The sequence below is a fragment of the Loktanella agnita genome, from assembly GCF_046640325.1.
Taxonomy (GTDB): domain Bacteria; phylum Pseudomonadota; class Alphaproteobacteria; order Rhodobacterales; family Rhodobacteraceae; genus Yoonia; species Yoonia agnita.
In genome coordinates this window covers 153,042-167,963 of record NZ_JBJMBF010000004.1, presented here as the reverse complement: position 1 = coordinate 167,963, position 14,922 = coordinate 153,042, and the positions used below count along the sequence as shown (strand labels likewise).

The window sequence follows — 14,922 nt, the reverse complement described above, 5'->3', positions numbered from 1 at the left end:
TGCAAAGTCGCGCGTGCGGCCGTCCGGGTTATGGACAATGCAAGCAGCGCACCTTACCTCTGGGCAATGACATCTTTGCCAGTCGTCCGTTTTCTGGACCGTACCACACCACCGCATATTCTGACCCTTGTTCTGATCTCGGGTATTTCTGCGTTGAACATGTCGATCTTCCTGCCATCGCTGGCAGGCATGACACAGTATTTCAAGACCGAATATGCGATCATGCAGATCGCGCTGTCGGGCTATCTGGCCACGACCGCAGTGTTGCAGATTTTCGTCGGGCCCTTGTCGGACAGGTTCGGGCGGCGGATCATGGTTCTGGGGTCTCTGGCCGTTTTTGTCGGCGCGACAATCGGTGCGGTCTTGGCGCAGACCGTCGAAACATTTCTGTTCTTCCGCATCCTTCAGGCCGCCGTCGCCACATGTATGGCGCTAAGCCGGGCCATCGTGCGCGACATCGTCCCACAGGCCGAGGCCGCGTCCATGCTGGGGTATGTCACCATGGGCATGGCGCTGGTGCCGATGGTCGGGCCGATGATCGGCGGGGCACTAGATCAAGCCTTCGGCTGGCACGCGACCTTTGTCTTTTTAGCACTGGCAGGTTTCGGGGTGATGGCGCTTTGTTATTTCGACCTTGGTGAAACGCTTTCGACCGGCGGCTTGAGCTTTTCCGAGCAGGTCAAAGGATACCCCGAACTGCTGCGCTCTTTCCGGTTTTGGGGGTATGTTCTGTGTTCGGCTTTCGGGTCGGGGGCATTCTTTGCGCTGCTGGGCGGCGCGTCCTTTGTGGCCGATAGCATTTTCAACCTGACCCCGTTCTGGGGTGGTGTCGCCTTGGGCGCACCTGCGATTGGATATGCCTTTGGCAACTTTCTGTCGGGGCGGTTTTCAGTGGCGATGGGGATCAACAAGATGGCACTGATAGGCACGATCATAACCCTATGCGGACTGAGCGTTTCCACCCTGCTGACATTGACGGGGATTGATCAGCCGCTCACCTTTTTTGGCTTCTGCACGTTCCTTGGGCTAGGCAATGGGATGATGCTGCCTAATGTGATGGCCGGGTCGATCTCTGTCAGGCCGCATCTTGCGGGCACGGCCAGCGGGCTGGGCGGGGCGATTATGATCGGCGGCGGCGCGGGGCTGTCACAACTGGCGGGCAGCATTCTGACGGTGGAAACGGGCACCTTACCATTGCAGCTGCTTATGTTGATCGTGTCACTGCTGGCGATGCTGGCGATCCTCTTTGTTATCTGGCGGGAAAAGCAGATCGCTTGACGCTTTCTTCGCAGCGGCTAATCTTTGCCAGCAAATCTGCAAAGGAACCCGATGGCTGTCCAGAAACTCTATGCCGGTGCCAAGCTGCGTGAATTGCGCGGGCGCGTGGCGCTGACCCAGAAAGCCTTTGCCGATAAGCTGGGTATCTCGCTGCCTTATCTCAACCAAATGGAGAATAATAACAGACCCGTATCCACCACTGTGGTGCTGGGTCTGGCGCAGGAATTTGGCTTTGACGTGACCCAGTTGCAGGCTGGGGACGAGGCGCGGCTGGTCAGTGATATGCGCGAGGCGCTGGCAGATCCGGTCTTTCCCGATGCGCCGCCCGCACTGGCCGATTTACGGCTTGCTGCGTCCAATGCGCCGGGGCTGGCGCGGGCGTTCCTTGATCTGCACGCCGCCTACAGGCAAACCCATGAACGGCTTGCGTCCCTGGACGAGGCTCTGGGGCGTGAGGATGCCCGCCTGCAACCCAGTCCATGGGACGAGGTGCGCGACTTTTTTCATTACTGCGACAACTATATCGACGCGGTGGATCGCAGTGCCGAGCGTTTCGCGACGACACGCAAACCCGGTGAATCCGTGGCAGAGGCCGCGATCCGCGCGCTGTCGGCCCATCAGATCACCACAGTTTTTAGTGAAAACGGCCCGATCCGGCATTATGACGCGGCCAGCAAGACCTTGACACTGTCCCGGCTGGTGCGCCCAGCAACACAGAGTTTCCAGCTTTTGCTACAGGTCGCGCTGGTTACGCATGGCAAGCTGTTGGATGCCACGCTCGACCTTGCACGGTTCCATTCGGAAGAGGCGCGGGGGATCGCAAAGGTCGGTCTTGCCAATTATTTCGCCGGTGCTGCGCTGATGCCCTATGGCGCATTTCACAGCGCCGCGCAGGAAACGCGCCATGACCTTGAGATCCTCGCCACCCGGTTCGGAGCATCGCTGGAACAGGTCGCGCACCGGCTGTCCACGCTACAACGCCCAGGGGCCAAGGGTATCCCGTTCTTCTTTGTCCGGGTCGATCAGGCCGGGACGATCACCAAGCGTCACTCTGCCACGACGCTGCAATTCGCGCGCTATGGCGGCGCCTGCCCGCTTTGGAATGTGCATCAGGCGTTCGAGCTGCCGGGGCAGTTCCTGCGGCAACTGGCTGAAACCCCGGATGGCGCGCGGTATTTCTGCCTTGCGCGGGATGTGAGCAAATCAGGCGGTGCCTATAATGCCCCCACCCGGCGCTATGCCATCGGGCTAGGGTGTGAGCTGCGACATGCCCCGGCGCTGGTCTATGCCGACCACATGGATATCAACGCGCCCGAAGCCTATGAGCCCATCGGGATTTCCTGCCGGATCTGCGAACGCCGAAATTGCCATCAGCGATCCGTGCCCCCGCTGGAACGGCAATTACGGGTCGACCCGGACATGCGAGGCACCCTGCCCTATCAGCTGGATTGAACGGCGCGATTGCAGAATCTGCAAAAATACCTTAAGGTGTATTGTATATTTTATACATTTTGGAGTTGTTACCATGAATTCTTGGTCCATTATTGCGCTCACCGTTTTGGTCATTGCCGGGCTCTCTGTCATTGGGGGGCTTTGGGCGTTGATGAAGCAACAGGTTGTCGTTGACGACAAGGGCAACGTCAGCGCAATTGAAATCCCGTTCTTTGGTAGACTGACAACAAACTATCCGTCCCTTGTCGCCATTTTTCTGGGCGTCGCGCTGTCTGCCTTCGTTTTTAACAAAGTGACGATTACCGTTGATCGTGTTCCGCTGAACGCAAATCTGCGGGTAAATGCGGGGATCAACGGGCAGCACCTGATCGTGGGGGCCATCCCAACCGGCTATATGAAGGTCAGAACCATTGATTTGGGTAGCGATTCGACGTTTCAGATCGATGTCGACGGGGCTTCTGAATATAATATCGTCGCGTTCACGCTAAAATCCATCGAGGATGGCACGCCCGTTTATACGCTGGCGCAAGGTCCAGCACCGCGTGCGCTCGATACGGGCGGCTTTCTGTTCGAAGGTGATCTGGGGGATAAACTGCAATGAAACACTTTGCCTGCATGCTAACAATCGCGGCCGCGCTTTCTCATACCGCGGTCCAAGCCGAGGATATCGGCACCATCGTAACGCCCTCCGGTGACCCCATCGCCGGGCTGCCGGTCGTGATTTCAAAGGTCGGTGCGCCGGGTGATAGCTTTGTCTCTTTGACCGACCAATCGGGCACCATTATTGTCACCGGCATCCCCGATGGCGAATATGAGGTCGCCCCGATCAACGGGTTGGGGACTGCATCCAAGTTTTCCGTCACAAGCACAAAGCGCTGTCTGCTTTTTCAGTCCGTCTGCGCCACGACCTCTACCCAAGTGACTGGTGTTGGTGACATCCAAGTGCCGGAGAACTGGGAGATGAATACACCGATGATGCGATAGTACCGCAGTTCAGGATCAGCTAGACCCGCGCAGCGCCGTTGCGATCTGATCCTTCAATTGCATCCGCTCCTTGCGCATGTCCGCCATATGCAGGTCATCGGTCGGGTTAATATCCGTTTCGGCCCGGTGAATGGCCCGGTTCACAACGTGGTATGCGTCAGCCAACCGGGCAAAATGCGCATCCGTTTCCTTTAGCCGTTGCAGTGTGGCGTGCTGATCGGGGAATTCCTCGGTCAGTTCGTGCGGGGTATGTGTCATTGCGCGCTCCTTTTGCGTTATCTGCGCAACCCTTATCCCGCAGGCGGCAGCGGCACCTTGATGCCAATCAACTCAGGTGCCGCAGGCGTCGATATTCTCAAAAAACTGGACCAAGGCACCTTCTGCGTCGTGATGGGCGCGGTTTAGACGGTATCTTGTAAATTCATCATCCCACTGCTGGACATTCTGCGACTGACGCAGATTACGCTTCGTGGCATGGTATCTTTGCAAAATTTGGCCAAACTGATGATCAACAACCTGTATGGGTGGGTGATCTTGGTCCGCGTCTGTCTCGCAGCGCTTCTGTTGTTTCATCATACTTCAATCCCTCGTTAATATATGTCTTCGTCTTTGCCTTCGCATCGGGTTCGCTTGGGCGTGCAGCTTTGCTGCTTATCGAAGAACGTAAGGCTGGCGCGCCTTACGTCAAAAAAAACTGTAGTGAAGCCTGACCTTTGGCTCTGTGCGAAATATCACTGATGGCTATAGCTATAGATAATTCAGGCTTTTTGCAGAACGCTTTAACGACGCGCCGCACGCCATCCTGCTGCCTCTGCGGCACCTGCAGAGCAGAACCAGCGTTCACCGGCGTCGATATTGATGCTGGTCCGGTCATAATGCGCATTGCCTGGAACGTGGTAAATCCGGCCAGAGGCCGAGATATTCCCTTTGATCACGCAGTTTCCCGTTGGCGCATTCCGTGCCGCTGTCTGGGCCGCGCGGTATGCATCGGGCATCTGCACGGCGACCGCCCAAAGCCCCCGTTCAGCAACCGCAGCCGATTTTTCCTGTAGGTCGTAATCCGACGAATATGCGCGGTAAGCCCAAGCCAGCCCGGATTGTACGATCTGTGCCCCCATATCGGCACCGTTGACGGTGCAGCGCGCAACAATACGCCCGTAACGATCTGTATCGACGCGTGTGCAACTTGCATGGCGGCCTTCGTAGTGTGCCGCGACCGCATCGCGGACCCAAGCCCCGCAATCCCACTGCCGCCCATTCGCACTGCACGGCTGCCCCATTTCAGGCGCATCAATCCCGAACAAGCGCACGCGGGTGCCGCCCACGTCAATCGTGTCAGCATCAATCACATGGATCGTGCCATTCGGCGCAGCTATTGCCGTGCTTGTGCAGAGGCACACTGCCATCAAGGACCAGAAGCGGAACATGAGGCCGGGGTAATCGTTAACAGCGCAGCAAATCAAGCCGCGCTGTTAAGAAAGGTTAACGCTGTGATGTTTCCCAGTTCGCATTGATCCAGGGCTGATCGTTCAACGGGGCCAGCGGGTTGCGCTGCAACACCAGATCCGACACTTTTTCGCCCACCATGATCGACGGCGCGTTCAGGTTGCCGTTGGTGATCCGAGGAAAGATAGAGCTATCGGCGACCCGCAGCCCTTCGACCCCGATCACCCGCGCTTGCGGGTCCACAACGGCCATTGGATCATCTGCCGCACCCATTTTGCAGGTGCCGCAGGGGTGATAGGCGCTTTCGGCATGTTCGCGGATGAAATCATCCAGTTCTGCGTCGCTTTGCGCCGCATCGCCGGGCTGAATCTCATGCCCGCGATATTCTGCGAAGGCAGGCTGCGCAAAGATTTCGCGGGTCAGACGGATGCATTTGCGGAAGTCCTCCCAATCCGAGGGCTCTGACATATAGTTGAATGCGATTTTCGGATTGTCATTTGGATCGCTTGACCGCAGCGTGACCTGCCCGCGCGATTTTGATCGCATCGGGCCGACATGCGCTTGGAAGCCATGCCCTTCCGGGGCCACTTTGCCATCATAGCTGACTGCAATCGGCAGGAAGTGGAACTGGATATCGGGGTAATCGACACCTTTGTCAGACCGGATAAATCCAGCGCTTTCAAACTGGTTTGACGACCCCAGCCCGGTTTTCCACAGCAGCCATTCCAACCCGATTTTCGCTTTGCCGCGCAGGTTCCAATGAGAAAACAGCGTGACAGGTTTGGTCGCGGCTTGTTGGATATAAAGCTCCAGATGGTCTTGCAGGTTTTGCCCAACGCCGGGGCGGTCTGCGACCACGTCGATCCCGTGTTCGGCCAGATGCGCCGCCGGACCGATACCTGAGAGCATCAGCAGTTTTGGTGAGTTCAGCGAGGACGCGGCGACAATTACTTCGACATTTGCTTTGATGACCTCAACCTTATTGCCGCGGCTGACCTCCACCCCGATGGCGCGGCCGTTTTCGATCACGATCCGGCGGGCAAAGGCGCGGGTCAGGGTGCAATTGGGGCGCTTGAGCGCAGGCCGCAGATAGGCCGATGCCGCCGACCAGCGATACCCCTTGTAGATCGTCGCATCAAAGGGGCCGAACCCTTCTTGCTGTTCCCCGTTATAGTCACCGGTGACAGGATATCCTGCTTGGCGCCCTGCCTCGACAAAAGCGCGGGTCAGCGGGTTTTTACGGGGGCCCCGCGTGACATGCAGCGGGCCATCCGTGCCGCGCCATGCCGGGTCGCCGCCATGGCCGCCATCGTGCCAATGTTCCATCCGTTTGTAATAGGGCAGCACATCCGCATAGGACCAACCCTGCGCGCCGCTTTCGGCCCAATGATCAAAGTCACGCGCATGGCCGCGTACATAGATCATTCCGTTGATCGAAGACGATCCGCCAATCACTTTGCCACGTGGCGTGACGAGGCTGCGCCCTCCCAGATGCGGCTCTGGCTCTGTCTTGAGACCCCAATCATACATCGCCATATTCATTGGGTATGACAGCGCGGCTGGCATCTGGATGAACGGCCCGCGATCAGACCCGCCATGTTCGATCACCAGCACCTGCTTGCCTGCCTCGGCCAGCCGGTAAGCCATCGCACAACCGGCAGAGCCTGCGCCAACGATCACATAATCCGCACACATTGTCATGAATTCAAATACCCCAATGTCAGAGAGATAAACGCGCCGAGATGAACAATCATGATTGCCCGGTCTTTCCACATGAGGCCGACAGCAAACCAAAGGATGATGCCCACAACGAATGCGAACACATTCCACGGCACAATGTTCATCCCGGTTAGCCCATAGCCGATCAACTGGACCACGGTGGCGATCCATTTGACATAATCGACAGGCTGCAATGGGAATCGGGTCGTCGTTTCCATGCTATTAGCTTTCTTTAGAATGGTGCTTCGACGTCGCCCATTGCGACATAGACGCCCTTGATCTGGCTGTAATGTTCAATGGCCGCTTTGGAGTTTTCGCGGCCCACGCCGGACATTTTAGATCCGCCAAACGGGGCTTCGACCGGGGCGAGGTTGTAGGTGTTGATGTAACAGGTTCCTGCCTCAAACCCTGCCGCCATCCGATGCGCGCGGGTCAAATCTGCGGTGAACACGCCAGCGGCCAACCCGAATTCGGTTGCGTTTGCGCGGGTCAGCGCCTCTTCTTCGGTTTCGAAATCCAGCACCGCCATGACTGGGCCAAAGATTTCCTCTTTGGCGATTGTCATCTCATCCGTGACATCGGCAAAGACGGTCGCCTCGATATAGAAGCCGTCACCATCAACGCGCTTGCCGCCGGTGACCAGCGTCGCGCCTTCTTCCACGCCCTTGGCGATGTAGCCTTCGACGATATCGCGCTGACGTTCAGAGACCATCGGGCCAAAGTTCACATCCGGGTCTTGCGGGTCACCCATCTTGATCCCCGCCAGACGTTCGGTCAGGCGTTTCAGGAACGCATCCTTGATACCCTTTTGCACAAACACCCGCGTGCCGTTGGAACAGACCTGTCCGGTGGAATAGAAATTCGCCAAGATCGCGCCTGACACTGCGTTTTCCAGATCAGCATCGTCAAACACAACCATCGGGGATTTGCCCCCCAGTTCCATCGTGACATGGCGCATGCCTTCGGCGGCGGCGGCATAAACCTTGCGGCCTGTGGGCACGGAGCCGGTGAGCGAGACTTTGTCCACGCGCGGATCGGTGATCAGCGACGCCCCGACCGCGCCATAGCCTTGCACGACGTTGAAGACCCCCGCAGGCGCGCCTGCTTCAACCAGAATTTCCGCGACTTTCAGCGCGCAAAGCGGTGTCATTTCAGACGGTTTGAACACCATCGCATTGCCGCAGGCCAGCGCAGGCGCGGCTTTCCAGCAGGCGATTTGCGTGGGGTAGTTCCACGCCCCGATACCGACGCAAACGCCCAGCGGTTCGCGGCGGGTATAAACGAAATCGTCGCCCATCTGGATATGTTCGCCGGTGATGCTGGCTGCCAGCCCGCCGAAATATTCCAGCGCATCAGCGCCCGATGTGGCATCGGCCACGCTGGTTTCCTGATAAGGTTTGCCCGTGTCATAGGTTTCCAGCACCGACAGGTCGTGGTTGCGGTCACGCATGATATCCGCAGCACGGCGCAGTACCCGGCCCCGTTCTGTTGCGGTCCAACCCGCCCATTCCTTTTGCGCGCGTTTTGCGGCAGCCAGTGCCTTGTCCACGATAGCGGGGGTTGCGGCGTGCAAAGTTGCGACCACCTTACCGGTGGCGGGGTAGATCACGGGGATGTCGCCCCCTGCGGTGTCTTCGACATATGCGCCGTCAATGAAATGGCTGGCGGTGGGTTGTATATTCATTTTGCGTGCCTCCGGCAGGCGTTTAGGAAGGAAAGGAAGAGGTCATTCGCCGCGCGGGAAGCGGGCGTTTTCCTCGACGGTGTTCAGGTCCATGTGATTGCGCATAAAGCGTTCGGACGCTTTCTTGAGCGGTTGATAATCCCATGGGTAATAGTCGCCGCTGCGATGCGCGTCATAGACGACCCAGCGGCGGGCTTGGCTTTCGCGAACCTGCGCATCGAACTGATCCAGTTCCCAGCGCGCATCCGCCATCTGTGCAAATTGCGCATGGGTGTCAGCATAGGCGGTGTCCGCGGCAAGGTTTGTCAGCTCCTGCGGATCATCGGCCAGATTGAACAGCTGGTCGGGATCAAGCGCGCAGCGATTGTATTTCCAATCGCCCATCCGCAGCGACACCATCGGCGCATAAGATGCCTCTGCCGCGTATTCCATGGCAACCGGCGTGTCACGCTGACCGCCCTGCCCCAAATGCACGAGACTTTCCCCGGCGGTCCAAGGCATCACCTCATCCATTGAAATACCGGCCAGATCGCAAAGCGTTGGCGTCACGTCGATATTCGAGACCGGATCAGTCACCAGCGCCGGCTTCATCGACGGGGCCGAAATCATCAGTGGCACGCGGGCCGAACCTTCGAAGAAGGACATTTTGAACCACAAGCCACGTTCGCCCAGCATATCGCCGTGATCAGAGACCATGATGATGATCGCCTCTTGCCGGGTGCTTTCCAACGTCTCAAGAATCTCACCGATCTTGTCATCCAGATAGGAAATATTGGCAAAATAGGCTTGGCGGGACCGGCGAATGTCTTCTTCGGTGATGTCGAAGTCACGCCAGTTATTCGCATCGAATATACGCTTTGAATGCGGGTCGTGGTCCGCGTAATCCATGGCAGGCACGGCGGGCAGCAGATGTGCGCAATCTTCGTAAAGATCCCAGTATTTTTTGCGCGCCACATAAGGATCATGCGGGTGGGTAAAGCTGACGGTCAGCGCCCATGGCCGATCATCCTTGCCACGGGACAGGTCGCGGATCTTGGCCACCGCTTCGAACGCGACCTCGTCATCATATTCCATCTGGTTTGATGTTTCGGCCACCCCTGCCCCGGTGACAGAGCCCATGTTGTGATACCACCAATCAATCCGCTCCCCCGGTTTGCGGTAATCGGGGGTCCAGCCAAAATCAGCCGGATAGATATCGGTGGTTAGCCGATCCTCAAACCCGTGAAGCTGATCAGGGCCGACGAAATGCATCTTGCCGGACAGGCAGGTGTAATAGCCGGACCGGCGCAGGTGGTGGGCATAGGTTGGGATATCCGCCGCGAATTCCGCTGCGTTGTCATAGACCCGCGTGCGCGACGGCAATTGACCAGACATAAAGCTCGCCCGGCCTGGCGCGCACAGCGGCGATGCGGTATAGCAATTTTTAAATCGGGTCGATTGCGCGGCGAGTTTCTTGAGGTTTGGCGCATGCAGCCAATCCGCAGGCCCATCGGGGAACAGCGTGCCGTTCAGCTGGTCCACCATCAGGATCAGGATATTTGGTTTGCTCATTGCGCCATCTTCTTTAGCTCGCTTTGCAGCAGACACATGACCTGCCCGGCCGCGTCAGACTGTTCGACCTGATCGCGCGCCAAGCCCTGCCGCAGGTACAGACCGTCAATCAACCCGGCGATCTGGCCTGCTGCCCGGTCAGCGCGGTCCCCGATCAGCGGGCGCAGATCATGGACCAGATTGCTGTGCAGCCTGCGCTGATAGATACGCAGCAGCCGGTGCGCATCGGCAGAGCTTTGCGCCAGCACGTAAAAATTCAACCAGGCCGCAATCACTGCGGGCTGAAAATTAGACGATGCAAAGCTGGCCATAACAATCGCCTCAAGCCGTGCCTTGTGCCCGCGGGCTGTCCGCAACGCCGCACGAACCTCTGCACTGTACATGGACAGCGTGTGACGCATCGCGGCGAGGAAAATCTGTTCTTTCCCGCCAAAGTAATGGTGCGCTAAGGCAGAGGACATGCCGGCACGCTTCGCGATCCGGCTCACCGTCACGTCAAGGTTCCCGACCGCCCCGATTTCATCAATCGTGGCTTTCACTAAGGCGGCGCGGCGGATAGGTTCCATCCCGAGCTTTGGCATAAAATCCCCATTGGATGTTGTCATCGCAGGTAAAACGTTCTTTATTGACTCGTCAATCAAGAAAAAACAGGGAGACACCTATGATCTTGAAAACTGCCATTTCGGCCCTTGCCGTCTGTGCCGCACTGCCAGCCATCGCCGATTGCGATACGGTCACCTTCTCTGATGTTGGCTGGACCGATATCACCGCGACCACAGCAGCGACCACCGTCGTGCTGGACGCGCTGGGATATGAGACAGACATCAAAGTTCTGTCCGTGCCTGTCACCTATATCTCGCTCGCCGAAGGTGACGTGGATGTATTCCTTGGCAACTGGATGCCCACGATGGAAGGCGATATTGCCCCCTATCGCGAGGCTGGAACCGTCGACACCGTCCGCGCCAATCTGGAAGGCGCGAAATACACGCTTGCCGTCAACAAAGCGGCTGCCGATATGGGTATCGCCACATTTGCCGACATCGCGGCTAATGCGGATGCGCTTGAAGGCAAGATCTACGGGATCGAGCCCGGCAATGACGGCAACCGCCTGATCATCGACATGATCGCAGACAATGCATTCGGTCTGGGTGATGCGGATTTCGAAGTGGTCGAATCCTCTGAGCAAGGCATGCTGGCGCAGGTTGATCGTGCGTCTGGCCGGGACGAGCCTATCGTGTTCCTTGGCTGGGAACCGCACCCCATGAACGCCAGCTTTGACATGTCCTATCTGGAAGGTGGCGATGACTGGTTCGGCCCCAACCTTGGCGGGGCGACGGTCTATACCAACACCACCGCAGGCTTCGCCGAAAGCTGCCCAAATGTGGGTACGTTGCTGGCAAATCTGGAATTCTCGCTCGCCATGGAAAACGAAATCATGGGCGCGATCCTGAATGACGGCGAAGATCCTGCTGACGCGGCAGCGGTATGGCTGTCTGCCAATCCAGACGCCTACACGGCTTGGCTGGATGGTGTGACCACCAAAGACGGTGGCGACGCTGTCGCGGCGGTCGCAGCTGCGCTGGACATGTAAGCCAGCCCGTTGCGGCAATCATCATCATATGACAGGGGCCGGTTATCCGGCCCCTTGTTGCGGCATCAGTGCGTTGTCTTTTTCGGTGGCGCGCTGCCGGGCCGGACGTGCGTCAAGCCGCGCGATATAGTCCGCAAAACCCGGACGCAGTTCCATCGTTTTGAACCCGACGCTCCACGCGATTTGGGACCCCAGATAGACGTCAGCGGCAGAAAAATCGTCACCCAGCACAAAGCTGCGGCCATCGGCAAAAAGCCCTTCCAATGTATCTGTCACATGCGACAGCGACCCGTAACCAACGGTCTGTTCCTTTTCAGTCGGAAGCGTGAAACCCATCGCGTTGTTGGTCACCGCCGTCTCAACCGGGCCTGCGGCGAAGAACAACCAACGATAATAGGCGCCCCTGTCCGGCAGTGCGGGCGCCAGACCGGCATCCGGAAATGCATCCGCCAGATAGGCGCAGATCGCGGCACATTCGGTGACAACCGTATCCCCATGACGGATCGCGGGCACTTTGCCCATCGGATTGATCGCAAGGTAGTCCACCCCCTTCATCGTGGTGCCGAAATCGAGCAGCACCGCCTCATAATCGCATCCGACCTCTTCAAGCATCCAGCGGGCGATACGCCCCCGGGACATCGGATTGGTGTAGAACGTCACATCGGCCATCGCGGTCATTCCCCCCTGATTGAAAATACAGTTATGAAATTTCCAGAGAAAGCATACAGATGGATTGGCTAACCGAAAACAAGATTCCCATCGGTGCATGGGCGAAATCCATTTTTGACTGGCTAAACAGCAATCTGGGATTTTTCTTTGACTGGCTGTCAGACACGATGGAGGCGCTGATTGACGGCATTCTCTGGGTGCTGGAAACGCCGCATCCGTTGATCATCATTGCAGTTTTTGCCGGGCTGACATGGCTGTTGCAACGTAACTGGAAGACCCCGCTTCTGATCGTCCTAGGCTTTTTGTTCATCATCAATCAGGATTACTGGGAAGAAACCATGCAATCGCTGACGCTAGTACTGTCGGCCTGTGTTGTCTGCATGGGGGTTGGCGTACCCATCGGGATCGCAGCTGCACACCGCCCCCGGCTTTACCGGTTCATGGCCCCGGTGCTGGACCTGATGCAAACCCTGCCCACCTTTGTTTATCTGATCCCGGCCATCGTGTTCTTTGGGATTGGCATGGTGCCGGGGCTGATCGCGACGGTGATTTTCGTGCTGCCCGCCCCGATCCGGCTGACGCATCTGGGCATATCGTCAACACCCACCGCCCTGCTAGAGGCCGCGCAGGCCTTTGGTGCCACCAAGAACCAGGTGTTGTTCAAGGTCGAACTGCCCTCTGCCTTGCCGCAGATCATGACCGGGCTGAACCAGACGATCATGCTGTCGCTGTCGATGGTGGTCATCGCGGCCCTTGTTGGGGCCAGCGGGTTGGGCGTGCCGGTGATCCGGGCGCTGAACACGGTGAACACCTCCCTTGGGTTTGAAAGCGGCTTTGTCATCGTCGTAGTCGCCATCATGCTGGACAGAATGCTGCGAGTGAATTCCAAATGAATGCTGTTGAATTTGATAATGTGTCGATCGTTTTCGGGAGCCGCCCGAAAAGTGCCCTGCCCCTGATGGACGAAGGGCTGGAGCGGCCTGAAATCCAAGAGCAGACCGAACAGGTGCTTGGGGTGCACGACTGCTCGCTCAATGTGAAAACAGGGGAAATCCTTGTGTTGATGGGCTTGTCTGGCTCTGGCAAATCCACATTGTTGCGCGCCGTGAACGGGCTGAACCCGGTGATCCGGGGCGAAGTGCGTATACATGACGGCGATTGGTCATGTGCTGTCGGCACATCCTCGGCCGCTGATCTACGCCGCGTCAGGCGTGAATGCGTGTCCATGGTGTTCCAGCAATTCGGCCTGCTGCCTTGGCGGACTGTGCGCGACAATGTGGGGCTGGGCTTGGAACTGGCCGGGATGACCAAAGCAGAGCGGAGCAAGCGCGTTGACCGCGAGCTGGAAATGGTCGGATTGAATGACCGGGCCGATGCTTTGGTGGGTGAATTGTCAGGCGGTATGCAACAGCGCGTGGGCCTTGCCCGCGCCTTTGCCACGGATGCGCCGATTTTGCTGATGGACGAACCTTTTTCTGCGCTGGACCCGCTGATCCGGACCCGGTTGCAGGATGAATTGCTTGGCCAGCAGAAACAGCGCAACAAGACGATTATCTTCGTCAGCCATGATCTGGACGAGGCCTTCAAGATCGGCAATCGCATTGCAATCATGGAAGGCGGGCGCATCGTGCAAATCGGCACCCCGCGCGAGATTTTTACCAATCCCGCCAATGAATATGTCGCCGATTTCGTCGCACATATGAACCCGCTGGGCGTTTTGACCGCGCGTGATGTGATGACGGAGGGCACCGCTGACGGGCAAAGCTGCGATGTTGAAACCCCGGTGCGCGACATCATTCAGGCGGTCGAAACCGGCCCGCTGACTGTCACCGAAAATGGTCTGCCCATCGGGAAAATCACGCAGGCGTCCGTGCTTGCGCGGCTGGCACCGCAGAGTTAAGCGCGACGCGCCGCCTGCTGTGCCTCAAACCGCGCCCAGACATCCATCCGCCCTTTCTGCCGGGCATCAGCAAGCCAAAGCTTACGGCGCGCATCCGGCGTTTCCAGATACCGATACCGGCCGCCGGAAAACTTGGGCCAGTCCAGTGCCAACCCGCATTTGACCATCTCGGCAGACAAATCTCGTCCATCGGGCAGCGAACAGATCGCGACGGTCCGACCAAAGTGATCTTTGCCTGTCACCTCTGCCCGAATGTGCTGCCCCTTGCAGAGCCACATCAAGGTGCGTTTTGCACGGATGCCGTAGGGGTGGTTCTGTTCAGGGGCGTCGATGCCAAATAGACGAATATTGGCCTTGCGTATGATCAGCCCGTCTCCATCCGTTACATAGGCGGGGCCTTGAATGATAATTGGCGCGGGTCGCGGGGCGGCGACGGGCGGTCTGGACGGTCGCGGGGGTACGAGCGGTCGTCGGGCGGGTCCGTGCGGCACCGGCGGGCGCGGTGGCCCAACAGGTGGTCCGACAAGCACATAACCGATGCGCGGCACGCGACGCACCCTGATGGCAGGCACGGTAAAGCAGATCGCAATCCAGAGCGGCAGAAAAACTTCCATGAATAGGCACCTGAAAAAATCTCACGCTAAAACT

17 protein-coding genes are annotated in these 14,922 nt (G+C 58.1%); 7 read left to right on the top strand and 10 right to left on the bottom strand.

What is annotated here, in order from left to right:
- The first annotated feature begins 66 nt into the window (after positions 1 to 66).
- The 4 genes from ACJ5NV_RS05990 (at position 67) to ACJ5NV_RS05975 (ending at position 3,714) form a co-directional block, all read left to right on the top strand.
- Positions 67 to 1,278 carry a multidrug effflux MFS transporter gene (locus ACJ5NV_RS05990; RefSeq protein WP_411642724.1) on the top strand — a complete coding sequence of 404 codons (1,212 nt, stop codon included), beginning with the start codon at positions 67 to 69 and terminating at the stop codon, positions 1,276 to 1,278.
- 51 nt (positions 1,279 to 1,329) lie between these two features.
- The gene (locus ACJ5NV_RS05985) at positions 1,330 to 2,730 is read left to right on the top strand and encodes a helix-turn-helix domain-containing protein (RefSeq protein WP_411642723.1); all 1,401 of its coding nucleotides are present in this window, start codon (positions 1,330 to 1,332) and stop codon (positions 2,728 to 2,730) included.
- A gap of 73 nt (positions 2,731 to 2,803) precedes the next feature.
- Entirely contained in the window at positions 2,804 to 3,331 is a 528-nt protein-coding gene (locus ACJ5NV_RS05980) for a hypothetical protein (protein ID WP_411642722.1), read from the top strand.
- Positions 3,328 to 3,714 (top strand): peptidase associated/transthyretin-like domain-containing protein, encoded by a 387-nt coding sequence (locus tag ACJ5NV_RS05975; protein WP_411642721.1) that lies wholly within the window; start codon positions 3,328 to 3,330, stop codon positions 3,712 to 3,714. Before ACJ5NV_RS05980 ends, ACJ5NV_RS05975 begins: the two co-directional genes overlap by 4 nt.
- Before the next feature lie 15 nt (positions 3,715 to 3,729).
- Here ACJ5NV_RS05975 and ACJ5NV_RS05970 read toward each other — a convergent pair whose 3' ends face one another.
- The 8 genes from ACJ5NV_RS05970 to betI all read right to left on the bottom strand — a co-directional run bounded on the left by ACJ5NV_RS05970 (position 3,730) and on the right by betI (position 10,695).
- Positions 3,730 to 3,972, bottom strand: coding sequence for a YdcH family protein (locus ACJ5NV_RS05970; protein WP_411642720.1), 243 nt, complete (start codon positions 3,970 to 3,972; stop codon positions 3,730 to 3,732).
- Positions 3,973 to 4,044: 72 nt separating this feature from the next.
- Positions 4,045 to 4,290, bottom strand: coding sequence for a hypothetical protein (locus ACJ5NV_RS05965; protein ID WP_411642719.1), 246 nt, complete (start codon positions 4,288 to 4,290; stop codon positions 4,045 to 4,047).
- 203 nt (positions 4,291 to 4,493) lie between these two features.
- A complete protein-coding gene (locus tag ACJ5NV_RS05960; RefSeq protein WP_411642718.1) occupies positions 4,494 to 5,120 on the bottom strand; it encodes a thermonuclease family protein in 627 nt (208 codons plus the stop codon).
- Positions 5,121 to 5,196: 76 nt separating this feature from the next.
- On the bottom strand, positions 5,197 to 6,855 hold the full coding sequence (gene betA, locus ACJ5NV_RS05955; protein ID WP_411642828.1) for a choline dehydrogenase: 1,659 nt from the start codon (positions 6,853 to 6,855) through the stop codon (positions 5,197 to 5,199).
- Positions 6,856 to 6,857: 2 nt separating this feature from the next.
- The gene (locus ACJ5NV_RS05950; RefSeq protein ID WP_411642717.1) at positions 6,858 to 7,097 is read right to left on the bottom strand and encodes a DUF6552 family protein; all 240 of its coding nucleotides are present in this window, start codon (positions 7,095 to 7,097) and stop codon (positions 6,858 to 6,860) included.
- Positions 7,098 to 7,111: 14 nt separating this feature from the next.
- Positions 7,112 to 8,563: a betaine-aldehyde dehydrogenase gene (gene betB / locus ACJ5NV_RS05945; RefSeq protein ID WP_411642716.1), complete on the bottom strand. Its 1,452-nt coding sequence runs from the start codon at positions 8,561 to 8,563 to the stop codon at positions 7,112 to 7,114.
- Between the two features lie 42 nt (positions 8,564 to 8,605).
- A complete protein-coding gene (gene betC, locus ACJ5NV_RS05940; protein ID WP_411642715.1) occupies positions 8,606 to 10,114 on the bottom strand; it encodes a choline-sulfatase in 1,509 nt (502 codons plus the stop codon).
- Entirely contained in the window at positions 10,111 to 10,695 is a 585-nt protein-coding gene (gene betI, locus ACJ5NV_RS05935; protein ID WP_411642714.1) for a choline-binding transcriptional repressor BetI, read from the bottom strand. Before betI ends, betC begins: the two co-directional genes overlap by 4 nt.
- A gap of 80 nt (positions 10,696 to 10,775) precedes the next feature.
- Here betI and choX point away from each other — a divergent pair, with 80 nt between their 5' ends.
- A complete protein-coding gene (choX, locus tag ACJ5NV_RS05930; RefSeq protein ID WP_411642713.1) occupies positions 10,776 to 11,705 on the top strand; it encodes a choline ABC transporter substrate-binding protein in 930 nt (309 codons plus the stop codon).
- A gap of 42 nt (positions 11,706 to 11,747) precedes the next feature.
- Here the strand turns inward: choX and ACJ5NV_RS05925 are convergent, their stop codons facing one another.
- Entirely contained in the window at positions 11,748 to 12,383 is a 636-nt protein-coding gene (locus ACJ5NV_RS05925) for a glutathione S-transferase family protein (protein WP_411642712.1), read from the bottom strand.
- 50 nt (positions 12,384 to 12,433) lie between these two features.
- On the opposite strand from ACJ5NV_RS05925, the gene choW reads away from it, so the two are divergent.
- The gene (gene choW, locus ACJ5NV_RS05920) at positions 12,434 to 13,267 is read left to right on the top strand and encodes a choline ABC transporter permease subunit (protein ID WP_411642711.1); all 834 of its coding nucleotides are present in this window, start codon (positions 12,434 to 12,436) and stop codon (positions 13,265 to 13,267) included.
- Complete coding sequence (gene choV / locus ACJ5NV_RS05915; RefSeq protein WP_411642710.1) at positions 13,264 to 14,274, top strand: choline ABC transporter ATP-binding protein; 1,011 nt, start codon at positions 13,264 to 13,266, stop codon at positions 14,272 to 14,274. Before choW ends, choV begins: the two co-directional genes overlap by 4 nt.
- On the opposite strand, the gene ACJ5NV_RS05910 is transcribed toward choV, so the two are convergent.
- On the bottom strand, positions 14,271 to 14,888 hold the full coding sequence (locus ACJ5NV_RS05910; RefSeq protein ID WP_411642709.1) for a thermonuclease family protein: 618 nt from the start codon (positions 14,886 to 14,888) through the stop codon (positions 14,271 to 14,273). The two genes, choV and ACJ5NV_RS05910, sit on opposite strands and share 4 nt — an antisense overlap.
- Between the last annotated feature and the right edge of the window lie 34 nt (positions 14,889 to 14,922).

Bases quoted from the DNA above. Each gene is read 5' to 3' on its own strand.
- ACJ5NV_RS05990 (WP_411642724.1), top strand. From the start codon at position 67: ATGACATCTTTGCCAGTCGTCCGTTTTCTGGACCGTACCACACCACCG.
- ACJ5NV_RS05985 (WP_411642723.1), top strand. From the start codon at position 1,330: ATGGCTGTCCAGAAACTCTATGCCGGTGCCAAGCTGCGTGAATTGCGC.
- ACJ5NV_RS05980 (WP_411642722.1), top strand. From the start codon at position 2,804: ATGAATTCTTGGTCCATTATTGCGCTCACCGTTTTGGTCATTGCCGGG.
- ACJ5NV_RS05975 (WP_411642721.1), top strand. From the start codon at position 3,328: ATGAAACACTTTGCCTGCATGCTAACAATCGCGGCCGCGCTTTCTCAT.
- ACJ5NV_RS05970 (WP_411642720.1), bottom strand. From the start codon at position 3,972: ATGACACATACCCCGCACGAACTGACCGAGGAATTCCCCGATCAGCAC.
- ACJ5NV_RS05965 (WP_411642719.1), bottom strand. From the start codon at position 4,290: ATGATGAAACAACAGAAGCGCTGCGAGACAGACGCGGACCAAGATCAC.
- ACJ5NV_RS05960 (WP_411642718.1), bottom strand. From the start codon at position 5,120: ATGGCAGTGTGCCTCTGCACAAGCACGGCAATAGCTGCGCCGAATGGC.
- betA (WP_411642828.1), bottom strand. From the start codon at position 6,855: ATGTGTGCGGATTATGTGATCGTTGGCGCAGGCTCTGCCGGTTGTGCG.
- ACJ5NV_RS05950 (WP_411642717.1), bottom strand. From the start codon at position 7,097: ATGGAAACGACGACCCGATTCCCATTGCAGCCTGTCGATTATGTCAAA.
- betB (WP_411642716.1), bottom strand. From the start codon at position 8,563: ATGAATATACAACCCACCGCCAGCCATTTCATTGACGGCGCATATGTC.
- betC (WP_411642715.1), bottom strand. From the start codon at position 10,114: ATGAGCAAACCAAATATCCTGATCCTGATGGTGGACCAGCTGAACGGC.
- betI (WP_411642714.1), bottom strand. From the start codon at position 10,695: ATGCCAAAGCTCGGGATGGAACCTATCCGCCGCGCCGCCTTAGTGAAA.
- choX (WP_411642713.1), top strand. From the start codon at position 10,776: ATGATCTTGAAAACTGCCATTTCGGCCCTTGCCGTCTGTGCCGCACTG.
- ACJ5NV_RS05925 (WP_411642712.1), bottom strand. From the start codon at position 12,383: ATGACCGCGATGGCCGATGTGACGTTCTACACCAATCCGATGTCCCGG.
- choW (WP_411642711.1), top strand. From the start codon at position 12,434: ATGGATTGGCTAACCGAAAACAAGATTCCCATCGGTGCATGGGCGAAA.
- choV (WP_411642710.1), top strand. From the start codon at position 13,264: ATGAATGCTGTTGAATTTGATAATGTGTCGATCGTTTTCGGGAGCCGC.
- ACJ5NV_RS05910 (WP_411642709.1), bottom strand. From the start codon at position 14,888: ATGGAAGTTTTTCTGCCGCTCTGGATTGCGATCTGCTTTACCGTGCCT.